Origin of the sequence: Thermovirga sp. (assembly GCA_012523215.1) — a bacterium.
Taxonomy (GTDB): domain Bacteria; phylum Synergistota; class Synergistia; order Synergistales; family Thermovirgaceae; genus 58-81.
On the sequence record JAAYIZ010000209.1, the window covers coordinates 24,787 to 37,025 of the forward strand.

Annotated in this window: 14 protein-coding genes; all 14 read left to right on the forward strand. The window is 57.9% G+C overall.

The genetic code is table 11. The annotated features are described in order from the left end of the window. Positions 1 to 16 precede the first annotated feature (16 nt). The 14 genes from GX108_05945 (at position 17) to ispF (ending at position 12,185) form a co-directional block, all read left to right on the forward strand. On the forward strand, positions 17 to 460 hold the full coding sequence (locus tag GX108_05945) for a CBS domain-containing protein (GenBank protein ID NLO56579.1): 444 nt from the start codon (positions 17 to 19) through the stop codon (positions 458 to 460). Continuing rightward, positions 447 to 809 (forward strand): hypothetical protein, encoded by a 363-nt coding sequence (locus GX108_05950; GenBank protein NLO56580.1) that lies wholly within the window; start codon positions 447 to 449, stop codon positions 807 to 809. Before GX108_05945 ends, GX108_05950 begins: the two co-directional genes overlap by 14 nt. After that, positions 806 to 2,713, forward strand: coding sequence for an ATPase (locus GX108_05955; GenBank protein ID NLO56581.1), 1,908 nt, complete (start codon positions 806 to 808; stop codon positions 2,711 to 2,713). The genes GX108_05950 and GX108_05955 overlap by 4 nt, the downstream gene beginning before the upstream one ends. Then, positions 2,698 to 2,916, forward strand: coding sequence for an ATPase (locus tag GX108_05960; GenBank protein ID NLO56582.1), 219 nt, complete (start codon positions 2,698 to 2,700; stop codon positions 2,914 to 2,916). Before GX108_05955 ends, GX108_05960 begins: the two co-directional genes overlap by 16 nt. A 49-nt stretch (positions 2,917 to 2,965) precedes the next feature. Beyond that, the gene (locus GX108_05965) at positions 2,966 to 3,592 is read left to right on the forward strand and encodes a hypothetical protein (GenBank protein NLO56583.1); all 627 of its coding nucleotides are present in this window, start codon (positions 2,966 to 2,968) and stop codon (positions 3,590 to 3,592) included. Beyond that, on the forward strand, positions 3,543 to 4,598 hold the full coding sequence (locus tag GX108_05970) for a V-type ATPase subunit (protein ID NLO56584.1): 1,056 nt from the start codon (positions 3,543 to 3,545) through the stop codon (positions 4,596 to 4,598). Before GX108_05965 ends, GX108_05970 begins: the two co-directional genes overlap by 50 nt. A 6-nt stretch (positions 4,599 to 4,604) precedes the next feature. Further along, positions 4,605 to 4,880, forward strand: a complete 276-nt coding sequence (locus GX108_05975) for a hypothetical protein (GenBank protein ID NLO56585.1) — start codon at positions 4,605 to 4,607, stop codon at positions 4,878 to 4,880. A 5-nt stretch (positions 4,881 to 4,885) separates the two neighbouring features. Continuing rightward, the gene (locus tag GX108_05980) at positions 4,886 to 6,652 is read left to right on the forward strand and encodes a V-type ATP synthase subunit A (GenBank protein ID NLO56586.1); all 1,767 of its coding nucleotides are present in this window, start codon (positions 4,886 to 4,888) and stop codon (positions 6,650 to 6,652) included. A gap of 1 nt (position 6,653) precedes the next feature. Beyond that, positions 6,654 to 8,039: a V-type ATP synthase subunit B gene (locus tag GX108_05985; protein NLO56587.1), complete on the forward strand. Its 1,386-nt coding sequence runs from the start codon at positions 6,654 to 6,656 to the stop codon at positions 8,037 to 8,039. Continuing rightward, complete coding sequence (locus GX108_05990) at positions 8,029 to 8,715, forward strand: ATPase (protein NLO56588.1); 687 nt, start codon at positions 8,029 to 8,031, stop codon at positions 8,713 to 8,715. Before GX108_05985 ends, GX108_05990 begins: the two co-directional genes overlap by 11 nt. Before the next feature lie 76 nt (positions 8,716 to 8,791). Beyond that, a complete protein-coding gene (locus tag GX108_05995) occupies positions 8,792 to 9,139 on the forward strand; it encodes a YbaB/EbfC family nucleoid-associated protein (GenBank protein NLO56589.1) in 348 nt (115 codons plus the stop codon). 10 nt (positions 9,140 to 9,149) lie between these two features. Beyond that, a complete protein-coding gene (gene recR / locus GX108_06000) occupies positions 9,150 to 9,761 on the forward strand; it encodes a recombination protein RecR (protein NLO56590.1) in 612 nt (203 codons plus the stop codon). Between the two features lie 22 nt (positions 9,762 to 9,783). Further along, positions 9,784 to 10,950 carry a TRAM domain-containing protein gene (locus GX108_06005; protein ID NLO56591.1) on the forward strand — a complete coding sequence of 389 codons (1,167 nt, stop codon included), beginning with the start codon at positions 9,784 to 9,786 and terminating at the stop codon, positions 10,948 to 10,950. Continuing rightward, positions 10,947 to 12,185 (forward strand): 2-C-methyl-D-erythritol 2,4-cyclodiphosphate synthase, encoded by a 1,239-nt coding sequence (gene ispF, locus GX108_06010; protein NLO56592.1) that lies wholly within the window; start codon positions 10,947 to 10,949, stop codon positions 12,183 to 12,185. Before GX108_06005 ends, ispF begins: the two co-directional genes overlap by 4 nt. Positions 12,186 to 12,239: the final 54 nt, after the last annotated feature.

The following is a 12,239-nucleotide window of genomic DNA, read 5'->3' on the forward strand; positions in this document are numbered from 1 at the left end:
CAACGCCGGACAGCTCATGCACAGGGACCTTTCCTCCGTTTCCGAGGAGGATCATGTCCTTGATGCTGTACACCTGCTTTACAGCCAGCGACTCTCCGGCGTCCCCGTGATCAGGGACGACTGGGTACTCCAGGGATACCTCTCGGAAAGGGACATCCTTCGAAGGGCCACGCCCACCTTTCTCGAAGTGTTGGCCCAGAGTTCCTTCCTCGATGACTCCGAGGGCGACCTTTTCGAAAGGTTGAAGCAGATAGGGGACATGAAGGTCAAGGACGTGATGAACCCCGACCCCATCTTCGTCAGGCCAACGGAGAGCCTCATGACCGTCGTGGACCTGATGCTCAGGAAGGGCCTGAAGAGGCTGCCCGTGGTGGAAGGTCGCAAACTGGTCGGAGTGATCGAGCGGGGAGGTTTTTGCGAATTCATGATGGAAGGCAATAAATTCGATGAAGCCAGGTGAACCCCAGGCCTTTGAAGATCCCGACGCCGAGATCGAATCCTTCAGGAAGATCCTCGAGGCCAGGCTGGAGGAGGAGAAAGCACTCCTCCGGGAAGAGCAGGAGGAAGCCCTGGGAAGGATAGGAGAACTGGAGGAGCAATCCATCGCCCAGGCCGAAAAGGAGTGGACGGACTACGAAGAAACGCTCCTGTCGTCCAGCGGTTCCTTCATGGAAGACCTCAGATGCAAGATGACTTCCCTCCTCGATCCCCTCCTGGAAAAAATGGCGACTGAAATGTTTGTCGAGAGATCTGTCAATGCGATCCTCCCCTCCGAGGTCCGGGATTCAAGAGGAGGTCAGGCCTTTTGATAAGGGATATGCTCTTTTTCGGACTTTGGGGCCTCGTCGGAGACAGGCCCCGGGTCGTCGAGAAGCTCCATGACCTGGGAGTGCTCCATCTTCACGAGGAGTCGCCGGAGTATGTCTCGGCCGAAAGCGCCGCGGAACTGAAGATCCTCAGGGGCAAAGCCCTTGGGCTTCTCGAAAGTCTCGGGTGGAGCGAATGGGATTCGATCCCCGGGGAGATCCTCGAGGAGAAAAAATCGGTCCTCTCCTCCTGCGACGCAGCGATAATCGAGGGCATCGAGGAGAGCCTCGACTCCTTCAGCGCCAGGCTCTCCGAGAAAAGGAGCATGAAGACCGACCTCGAGATGAGGCTTAATTCAACAAGGAGCGCCCTCAGGAACATTTCGCATTTCGATACCTTCCTCCAGGAAAAAGCTCGTTCAGGCCTCGAGGTCTCGGCCTGGTGGGCCCAGAAGGCCAGTATTCCCGAGGCGACAGCCAGGATTCGGAGGATTATAAGGGAAAAAGATCCCCTGGAGAAGGATGACGGTTTTGCCTACCTCCTGCGAGTCACCCCCGGGGGGGAGAGGATCCTCGCAATAGCTTACCCCCCTGAATTCGCCCATGAAGTTTTGAAGATACTGACCTTTGAACAGTGCGTCCCGTGGATGCTCCCCGGAGAGTACGAAGGCATGCCCTTTCATGAAGCCCTTCCGCTCATGGAGGTCGCCCTTGATGACCTCCCCCGGAGGGTAGAAGAAATCGATCGCAACCTCCAGGCCGCGGGGGAGGAGTGGGGACCCAAGATAGGGGCCGTCTATATCATCCTCGATGAGAAGATCGAGGAAGCGCTCGTGGAGTCCGGCAGCAAGACCGGGGGGGAGGTTTTCCGGCTTTCCGGGTGGGTTCCGGCCGACGAGAAGGACGAACTGGCGGCGCGACTGAAGGCCGAGTTCAAGGAGAGGTTGCTTCTCCGCTGGAGGCACCCCCTGCCGGACGAATGGCCCGAGGTGCCCACCTCTCTCAAAAACCCCGGCTATTTCAAGCCCTTTGAGCTTTTCCTGAGGCTCATGCCCGTCATTTCCTACAAGGGGCTCGACCCCACCATTTTAATCGGTCTGTTCTTCCCCCTTTTCGGTGGGTGCATGATAGGTGATATGGGGTACGGGTTCGTCATCGCCATACTGGGTTTCTGGCTCAGGAAGAAAGCGGCCCGCCCTGTCATTAAAGATGTGGGTTCCATCCTGCTTTACCTAGCAGCGTGGTCCCTCTTTTGGGGCGCTGCCTATGGAGAGTTTTTCGGCGACTTCGGGCACCGATTCTTCCACCTGGAGCCCCTCTGGGTGGAGAGGTCCCAGGTAGTCCTGCCGGTGATGGCCTTCACCGTCGGCCTGGGTTTCGCCCATGTTTTCCTGGGTTTTATGATGGGGATCGTCCAGGGGTTTAGGATGGGACAAAGACACATCTGGCTTGAAAGGCTTGGCAATGTGCTTGTTTTCCTGGCCCTTCTTTCGGCCATGGTGCAGATAAAGGGGTGGCTTCCCGGAAAATTTTTCACCCTTCCCGTTACCCTCCTGGTGCCGGGGTTCGTCCTTCTCCTCGCGGGAGGGGGCATGGGAGGACTCGTCGAAGCCCTGGGATCGGTGGGTAATGTGCTCAGTTATGTCCGTATCGCGGCCATTGGGCTCTCGTCCGCGATCCTGGCCATGGTGGCCAACAGTTTCGTGGATTCCCTGGGGGTCACCCTTTTCGGCCTATTCATGGCCTTGGCGATACACCTGTTGAACTTCGCTCTCGCCGTTGGAGGTTCCAGCCTCCATTCAGCGCGACTCCAGTACGTAGAATTCCTCGGTAAGTTCCATTCCGGGGGTGGAACCATGTACAAACCCTTTTCAAGGAGGGAGCCAGGATTATGGAAAAAGCATTGATCGCTCTTGCGGCAGCCCTGGCCGTGGCCATCCCGGCCATGGCTACCGCCTATGCCCAGGCGAGGATCGGGAGCGTCGGCGCCGGGACTATCGCCGAAAAACCCGAGACAAGCGGAATTATCATCATACTCGAAGCCCTTCCCGAGACAATGGTGATCCTGGGTTTTGTCGTAGCCGTCATGCTCATTCTCCAGTTCGCTTGATCCTTTCGCGACCTGAAAACCCCGTGGTAACGAGGGGGCACATGACGCTATGACAGAGATCGAGCAATTCAAGAGGGCCCTGGAGGAGGAATTTTTCAAAAGATCAGCAGCCCTCCGCGCCGACTCTGATCGGTTCATTTCCGATAAGATCTTCCTTGCGAGGAGAGAGACCGAAAGAAAGGTCCATGCCATAAGGGCAGGGCATGAAAAACGCTTCGGCCTCCTTTTGGAGAGGGAAAAGCGGCGGGGCCTGCTCCAGGTCAGGGAAGAGGCTTTGGACAGGATCACCTCCTTCCTGGAGGAGACCACGGCGAGGGTTGGGCTTCGCATCGCCGCGCTGCGGGGCGACCGGAACATTTACGGTGGCATTCTTTCCCGGCTTGTCATGGAGGCCCTCGATGCCCTGGGAGATGAGGCCGTGATCCTCGTCCTTCCGGGAGAGGGAGAGCTTGTTCCGGGGCATGGAAGGATCAAGGCCGTGGAGGAAAGCGAAGCCATCCCATCCTGGGGAGGCTGCCTGGCGGCCGATGCCCGGACCCGTTCCGTTTTCATTGATAACACGATAAAGACCAGGTGGGACCTTTACCAGAAGGACCTTCTTCGCCTCTTTTCGGAGCGTTATCGACATGTCCTTGAAGAGTTCGAAAGATTTTCCAGAGAATTTCGGTTATCTTAACGCCAGGCTCCGTGCCCGCTTCACGGACTTCCTGGTTAAAGAAGATTACCGGAGGCTGGCGTCACGGCAACTCGAGGACATCGAGATCTTCCTCCTGGAGACCAGGTACGGCAGGAGTTTCAGGAAGAGCCTGGTCGAACAGCCCCTGTCCACCCATCGAAGGAGCGAGATGGCCTTGGCGGAGACCTCGGCAGACATACTGAACCACGCCAGGAAGATGGCCATGGGTGAACCCGAGGAACTGATAGGGGTGATCCTCTCCAGGGCTGACCTTCAGAACGGACGGCTTCTTGTGCGGTACTTCTTTATCGGCATCCATTACGAAATGCAGCCCCGCTGGCATGCCTACGGAACCCTTCCCGTGAAATTTCTTGCCCGGTTATGGACGAGCCGATCCATTGCCCATGGGATCGACCGTTGCCTTGCCTTCGATCATCCCCTTTCAAAGGCCTTGGCCAGGGCCCTCGACCAGGTAGCGAAGGGGTCGAGCCTACCGGCATGCGAAAGGGTTCTCCTGTCGGAGATGCTCGGATACCAGGAGGAAGTCCTGGGCCGTTACAGGACGAAGGATGCGGCCCTGGTCAGGGAATTGCTCGCGAGGACCGTGGACGTGTGGAACTTGAACATCTGGTCCCGGGTTTTCGCCGGTGTCCTGCAAAAGGAAAAGGCCGCGGAGTTCTACCTGGAAGGAGGCTTTTCCCTTCCCATCGAGAAACTCCTGCGATCCTCCGAGCCGGCCGAATTGCTCGCTTCAACCCCCTGGGAGAAAGCCCTGGAACGTTCCCAAGGTGGTGGTCCCCTGGTCATGGCTCCGGGAGGGGTCATGGGGGAGCTCTGGCGATGGCAGATCTCCCAGAGAAGAAAGGATCCACTGGGCATCGAAGTGGCCCTGGCTTTCATCGCCCACCAACTGGTGGAATGGCAAAACCTGGACTCGCTGGTAGTCGGGGTGTCCATGGGTTTCGAAGGGGACGCTATCCTGAACAAGTTGATCCTTGCGGGGTGACCCTCGGTGGCAAAAGAGAATTACGGCAACGGATACGTGCTTGGAAGACAACCCTTCGTGGAACTTTGGTCCCTCCTGGGCCTCGAAGCCGTGGTTTGCGAAGGACCCGGTGATTTTCCCGCCTGTTTCCAGAGGCTCCAGGGAAAAGAGGTCGCTTTTGTCCTCGTCGAATCGGACTGGGCCGAGAGCATCCCGGAGTTTTACAAGAGGAAGGCGAAGATATCGGACCCGGTCTGGGTGGAAATGCCCTCCCTGAAGGGCAGTCTTAAAGGGCGGGAGTGAGCGTCATGTCCAACATGGGAAGAATCAAGTGCCTGGCGGGAACGGTGATCCGTGCGGATTCGACCGCGCCGGTCTCCAACTTCGAGGTCGCGAGGGTGGGATCGGAGCGGCTCCTGGGAGAAGTGATCAGGATTGACGGAAAAGAAGTGGATATCCAGGTCTACGAAGAGATCGACGGCGTCCGCGTCGGCGAACCCGTCGAATTCACCGGGGAGCCGCTGGGTATAGACCTGGGCCCAGGGCTCCTTGGCAGCGTCCTCGATGGTATTGGCCGACCGCTCAGGGGCCTTTCTTCCGGGGAGGCCGATGACTTTTTCGTCAAAAGAGGTTTTTTCTCGAGAAGCCTCGATCCTGAAGCCAAGTGGGTTTTTTCTCCCCTGAAGGAGGTTGGAGACCCCGTCTCTCCCGGTGATGCCCTAGGCTTCGTCGAGGAGGGCAAGGATTTTAAACACCTCGTGATGGTTCCCCTGGGGTCGGGTGGTTCAAGGATCAGGGAAATAACCGCCTCCAAAAGGGAAACCACCGTCGATGAGGCCGTCTGTATCCTCGAAAACGGGGAGGAGATCAACCTCTGCCAACGCTGGTACGTCAGGACACCCCGCCCCTGTGTTGAGCGGCTTCCCTTCTCGGAACCACTTATTACGGGGCAGAGGGTGCTGGATACCCTGTTCCCCGTTGCCCTTGGCGGGGCAGCCGTCATACCCGGGGGTTTCGGCACCGGCAAGACGGTCATCCAGCAATCCCTGGCCAAAGGGTGCAATGCCGAAGTTGTCGTTTATATCGGGTGCGGCGAGAGGGGCAACGAGATGACGGAGGTACTGGAGGAATTCCCTCACCTCAAAGACCCTCACACCGGCAGGTCCCTCATGGAGAGGATGGTCCTCATCGCCAACACTTCCAACATGCCCGTGGCCGCGAGGGAAGCCAGCATCTACCTCGGGATGAGCATAGCGGAGTATTTCCGTGACATGGGACTTGACGTGGCCTTGATGGCTGATTCCACCTCCCGCTGGGCCGAAGCCCTGAGGGAGATCTCCGGCCGCCTGGGTGAAATGCCCGGTGAAGAAGGCTACCCCGCCTATCTCGGGTCCAGGCTCGCGCAATACTACGAGAGGGCCGGGAGGGTGAGGGCCCTCGGTGAACCCCAACGGAAAGGCTCCATCACGATATTCAACGCCGTTTCTCCCGGCGGAGGAGACTTCTCGGAACCCGTCACCCAGGCCAGTTTGAGGTTATCCGGGGTTTTCTGGGCTCTTGACAAGAGGCTCGCCGAAAGCAGGCACTTCCCCTCGATCAACTGGAAGCAGAGTTATTCCCTCTACGAAAGAGCCCTGGAGCCATTCTTCCTTGGAACCCTTGGACCGAAGTGGAAGGATGGCGCCTCTTTCCTCAGGGAATTGCTCGACCGGGAGACGGAACTGCTCTCCCTCGTGCAGATCGTGGGCAGGGATGCCCTTTCGGAACTGGACAAATGGGACCTGGAGATGGGCGAGATCGTGAGGATAGCCTTTCTTCAGCAAAACGCCTTTGATCCCCATGACGCTTTCAACGCACTGGAACAACAGGCACGGTTCACCAAGGCCCTGAAGGATCTCCATCGCCTGGTGAGGGATGAGATCGAAAAGGGGGTCCTGCACCAGCAGGTCCAGGAGCTGGGGCTTTTGCGCCGGGTCCTTTCGCTGAGGAGCGCGCCGGTCGAGGATTTTGAAAAAGTATCCCTGCCGTGGCTGGAAGAGATAGCCCAGTCCTTCACCGGGCCGGAGGGCTCCTGAAATGGCCCTTTACAGGGAGGGAACGAGGTCCATAAGCGGAATATCGGGTCCCTTGCTCTTCGTCTCCAACGCGAGGAAGGCGGCCCTGGGTGAACTGGTCGCCATCGAGACCAACCGGGGGCGCCGGACCGGCCAGGTTCTGCAGATCGACGGTGATATCTGCGCCGTCCAGGTCTTCGAGGGAACCTTGGGGCTCAACACCGGTGACTGCATCGTATGGTTCGAGAAAGACGTGGTCAAGGTCCGCCTGGGCCAGGTCCTGGTGGGGCAGACCCTCGATGGCCGCGGCAACCCCAGGGGTGGGAAGGCCCTCCCCTGCTTTGAAAAGGAGACTCCCATCACGGGTTCTCCTCTCAATCCCGCAATGAGAGCCGGCCCCAACGAATACGTAGAAACCGGCATCGCTTCGATAGACCTTCTCAATACGATTGTGAGAGGTCAGAAGTTGCCCCTATTCTCAGGGTCGGGGCTGCCCGCCAACGAGATCGCCGCCCAGGTGGTGAAGCAAGCCCATGTCCCGGGAAACCCGGAACAGTTCCTGGTCGTCTTCGCCGCCCTAGGAATAACCGAAAGAGAAGCGCGTTTCTTCAGGGATTCCTTCGAAGAATCGGGGGCCCTCTTCAACGGCGTCTTCGTCGTCAACCTGGCGAGCGATTCCGCCGTGGAAAGGCTCCTGGCACCCCGGACCGCCCTGACGATAGCGGAATACTTCGCCTTTGACCGCGGTTACGACGTCCTCGTGGTAATGACGGATATGCTCCATTACGGCGAAGCCCTTAGGGAAGTGAGCGCCGCCAGGGAGGAGGCTCCAGGGAGAAGAGGTTTTCCTGGTTATCTTTACTCGGACCTCGCCAGCCTCTATGAAAGAGCCGGGTGCGTAAAGGGGTTGAAGGGCAGCATAACCCAGATCCCCATCGTCTCCATGCCCGGGGACGATATGACTCACCCCGTCGTCGACCTCTCGGGGTACATAACCGAGGGGCAGATCGTGCTCGACAGGGGTTTGCAGGCCAGGGGCGTCTACCCTCCGATCAATGTCCTTTCGAGCCTCAGCAGGCTCATGAACAAGGGCATAGGCGAGGGAAGAACCTTCGCGGGTCATCGCCGGGTGGCCGATCAGCTTTTTGCCTCCTATGCCAGGTCCAAGGAGGTCTCCAGGCTGAGACTCATTGTCGGTGATGAGGGGTTGACGGAGACCGAGCTCCATTACCTCCGTTTCGGTTCGGCCTTTGAAAGGGTTTTCCTAAACCAGGGGAATAACCCCCTTTCCATGGAGGAGTCGCTGGCTTTGGCGATGAGAGCTCTCTCCGTGCTGCCCGACGAGGAACTTTACAGGATCCCCGATGACCTCATGGAGGAGATAAGGAGGGTCCGGCTTGACGGATAACGATGCCCCGGTTTCCAGGAGCGAAAGGATCGAAATATCCCGGCAGATCGAAAATATGCGTTTCGGATGCTCCCTCCTGGAAAGAAAAAAGGAAGCGATCTTCAAGGAGATAGAAGCCGACCGGACCACCTTTCGGGCCATGAGCAAGGAGGTGGAGGACATGATCGCCTTTGTCTCCTATGCCTATGCCCTGGTCAGGCTTTTCGAGGGGGAATCGGTGAAGACCCTGCTCTTGTGGGGAGTCGAGCCAAGGAGGGTCAGGATCGCCAGGCATGCCCTCATGGGATGCAAGTATTCCCAGTTTTATCCCGAGGACGAGGAAAGGGGGAGGCTGCTGGGCGGTTTGCTCATGGACCCGGCCCTGGCTTCCCTGCACGTGGATGAGTTGCTTGAGACCCTCGTCAGGATAGAACCGCTCCTGTGGAGGTATATCAACCTCAAGTCCAAGCTGGATGCGCTGGAACTGGAGTTCGAGAGGACCAGGAGGAAGGTCAACAACCTCGAGCAGGAACTGCTTCCCGGGCTGGAGGCGCAGGAAAAGCGCATAAGGCTGGCCCTGGCTGAAAGGGAAAGGGACGAGGCCCACTCCGTCAAGGTGATGCTCAAAAAAAGAAAGACCTCGACCAGGGGCGGCGCCTCCGCGGCCCGTCGGCGCGAAAGAACCGTCCAGGACTGAACAGGCCGCCATACCTTCTCCGGCGGAAATCGACCGGGCCCTTTGTAAAAAACCCGTTGAGGGGTAACATCAAAAGATGGACAACGTTTCTGGATGGAAGGATGATTATAAAACGATGAATATGGAACAGATGCTCAAACAGGCGCAGAAGTTGCAGACCGAGATCGGTAAAATCCAGGAGGGACTGGCCCGGGAAAGGGTCGAGGGCGTGTCCGGGGGAGGCATGGTCAAGGTCGTGGCCACAGGCCAGGGGGAGGTCGTCGACATCACCCTGGAGCCGGAGGTTATCGATCCCGAAGAAAAAGAAATGCTGGAGGACCTGCTTCTCGCGGCCATAAACGATGCTTCCCGGAAAAGCAAGGAACTGGCCCAGTCGAGGCTCGGAAGGTTCGGAGCGGGCCTTGGTATTCCCGGGATAGGTTAGGAGGCCTGTTTTGCCGATTTCAGAACCCGTCGAAAGGCTGATGAAGCTCTTTTCCCGCTTCCCCGGCGTAGGGGACAAGACCGCCAGGAGGTTTGCCCTTTTTCTCCTGCAACAGCCCGGAGAGTTCTCCGATGAACTGGCGTCCACCATTTCCCTCATGCGGGAGAACACCTTTTTCTGCTCGATCTGCGGCAACTTGACCACCGAGGATCCCTGCCCCGTCTGTTCCGACCCCTTCCGTGACAGGGGCGTCCTTTGCGTCCTCGAGAGCGTCGAGGACATGCTCTCCCTGGAGCAGGCCGGAGTTTTTTCAGGGCTTTATTTTATCCTCGGCGGCAGGGTTTCTCCCATGGACGGAGAGGACCTGCCACCGGAGAAGTTGGCCAGGCTTGGAAAATACGTGCAGGAAGGAGGCTTCAGGGAGGTTATTATCGCGACGAACCCGAGCGTCGAGGGGGATCTGACCTTTTACGCCGTCCTTGACTTGCTGAAGTCAATGGAGCCAAGGATAACCAGGCTCGCCTTCGGTTTGCCCCTCGGGGGGACCATTGGTTACGCCGACCGGGTTACCCTGCACGCCTCAATAGAGTCGAGGGTCGATGTAAGCCGGTACGAAAAATAAGAGGATAGAAAGGAGGGAGAACATGGCCGATGGAATAGTTAAACTGATGCTTTACCTGGCAAGGGCAATCTTCATCTTCCTTGGCGGTGTGGCGGGCTACCAGGTGGTCAGGATAGCTGTTTTGCAGGAATGGTGGCCGAAGGGAGCCTTTCACTTTTCGTTTATTCCCTTTTTTTTCGGAGTATTACTTTTTGCCCTTATAGGTTATCTGATAACACCGTTTTTCGTGAGATTACTCGGCTTTATAGCATTATCCTTTGAAAAGAACCTTGAAACCCTCAGTTGGCACGATATCTCCGTCGCCCTGGCCGGCCTGATCGCCGGCCTCATCGTGGCCAACCTGGCCGCCCTTCCCTTTGCCGACCTGCCCGTTGTCGGCAGTTACATGGCGGTGCTGCTCAATGTCGTTCTCGGTTACCTGGGAGCCACCCTCTTCCTGAAAAGAAAGGAAGAGATCCACGGAATGTGGAGCTCGATAGGAGGTTTGAAGCAGCGTTTCAGTATCAGGGGCAAAAGGACGAAAGAAAGCGGGGATAACAACCTCACGGAGTTGGCCATCGAGCCTGGTAATGAAAGACCTGCCGTCAAGCTCCTGGACACGAGCGTCATCATCGATGGGAGGATACTGGAGATTGCGGCGACGGGTTTCCTCGAAGGACCCTTCATCCTTCCCAGGTTCATCTTGAACGAGCTCCAGGCCATCGCGGATTCCTCGGATCCTACCAGGAGGACCAAGGGAAGAAGGGGGCTCGACATCATCAACGAACTGCGGCAGCTCTCCGAAGTCACCGTCCAGATCCTGGAAGTGACCCTGAAGGATTTCGATGTGGGTTCCGTCGATGAAGGCCTGGTAGACCTGGCCAAGGAAATAAACGCCAAGGTTATCACCACCGATTACAATTTAAACAAGATCGCCCAGATCCAGGGTGTCAGCGTCCTCAACGTCAACGAACTGGCCAACGCCATGAAACCCACGCTGCTCCCCGGGGAATCCATTACCGTCGATGTCCTGCGCGAGGGCAAGGAACCCCAGCAGGGAGTGGGTTACCTCGATGACGGGACCATGATCGTCGTTGAGAACGGCGAGGACTACATAGGGAAAAGGGTAGAGGTGGTAGTGACATCGATGCTCCAGACATCGGCGGGCAGGATGGTCTTCGGCAGGATCAGGAAAGAGGTGCGCCCATGAGAGGATGGTCCTTCCTTATCGTGGCCGCCGGCATGGGGCAACGATTTGGAGGATCTCCAAAGCAGTTCGAGGAACTGGGGGGGAGACCCCTCTGGGAATGGTCCGCCAGGACCGCCCTGGAGTTGAAAGACGCCGGGGTGAACCAGGTGGTACTCGTCGCACCCCCCGGAATGGAACTCCTTTTCGAAAAAGTGGACGCGGGGTTTCGAGGCAAATTGGACCTGGACATCGTAGTCGGCGGAAAGACAAGACAGGACTCCGTCCTCAGGGGACTCGAGGCCTCGAGAGAAGAGATGGTGATGATCCACGATGCCGCCCGTCCCTTCACCTCGGTGGAGTTATGCCAACGCCTCATGGTCAAGGCTGTCGAGAGGGGTTCAGCCATCCCGGTTCTGCCGGTGACGGATGCCCTTAAACTGACCAAGGAAGGCGTCATCACCGGGAGCATGCCCCGCGATGGTCTCGTAGCAACCCAAACCCCCCAGGTTTACCGCCGGGATGAGATTAAAAACGCACTGGAAGAGACCCGGGGCAAGATCAATGATGAAGCCGAAGCCTGGCTGGCTTCCGGGCGGGAGCTAGGCTGGGTCATGGGCGACCCCCTGAACTTCAAGATCACGTTCAGGGAAGACCTGGAAATGGCTCGCAGGATCGCAAGAGGCACCACGGTCGAGAAAACAGGCCTGGGATTCGATGTCCACCCGCTCGCTCCAGGGATACCCCTGGTGCTCGGGGGAATCAGGATTCCCTTTCCGTTGGGGCTCTCGGGCCACTCCGACGGCGATCTTCTTTGCCACGCCGTGGCCGACGCCATCCTCGGAGCAGCGGGGCTGCCCGACATAGGTACCCTGTTCCCCCCGTCGGAAGAGCGTTTCAGGGGTATGCGGAGCCTTGACCTTCTCGAAGAGGCCGTGGAGATGCTTCGCCAGGCGGGTTACAGGGTTTTGTCGTTGGATGTCGTCGTCAACGCCCAGGTGCCGCGACTTGCGTCTCTGCACGGTCAAATCCGTGACAGCCTTTCAGGGGTCCTTTTCAGGGGGAGAGAGGGTAGGGTCTCCCTCAAGTTCAAATCGGGTGAAAGGACGGGGGATGTCGGAAGGGGAGAGGCGATGAGGTGCTGGGCTCTTGCCCGCATTTCCCGCAAAGAAGGAGTCCCCGGGTCGCTGTTGGATCCGGAAGATGGGGATTGTAAAAGGGAAGAAAAACAGTTGCCCAACGAGGGGTCTTTCGTATAGACTCTCTGCCAACGGAGTCCAAGGACCGATCGGTGTGATAAATTTCATTACAAG

Coding starts and splice junctions, on each gene's coding strand:
- GX108_05980 (NLO56586.1), top strand. CDS start 4,886: ATGTCCAACATGGGAAGAATCAAGTGCCTGGCGGGAACGGTGATCCGT.
- GX108_05960 (NLO56582.1), top strand. CDS start 2,698: ATGGAAAAAGCATTGATCGCTCTTGCGGCAGCCCTGGCCGTGGCCATC.
- ispF (NLO56592.1), top strand. CDS start 10,947: ATGAGAGGATGGTCCTTCCTTATCGTGGCCGCCGGCATGGGGCAACGA.
- GX108_05995 (NLO56589.1), top strand. CDS start 8,792: ATGGACAACGTTTCTGGATGGAAGGATGATTATAAAACGATGAATATG.
- GX108_06005 (NLO56591.1), top strand. CDS start 9,784: ATGGCCGATGGAATAGTTAAACTGATGCTTTACCTGGCAAGGGCAATC.
- GX108_05945 (NLO56579.1), top strand. CDS start 17: ATGCACAGGGACCTTTCCTCCGTTTCCGAGGAGGATCATGTCCTTGAT.
- GX108_05965 (NLO56583.1), top strand. CDS start 2,966: ATGACAGAGATCGAGCAATTCAAGAGGGCCCTGGAGGAGGAATTTTTC.
- GX108_05985 (NLO56587.1), top strand. CDS start 6,654: ATGGCCCTTTACAGGGAGGGAACGAGGTCCATAAGCGGAATATCGGGT.
- GX108_05950 (NLO56580.1), top strand. CDS start 447: ATGAAGCCAGGTGAACCCCAGGCCTTTGAAGATCCCGACGCCGAGATC.
- GX108_05970 (NLO56584.1), top strand. CDS start 3,543: ATGTCCTTGAAGAGTTCGAAAGATTTTCCAGAGAATTTCGGTTATCTT.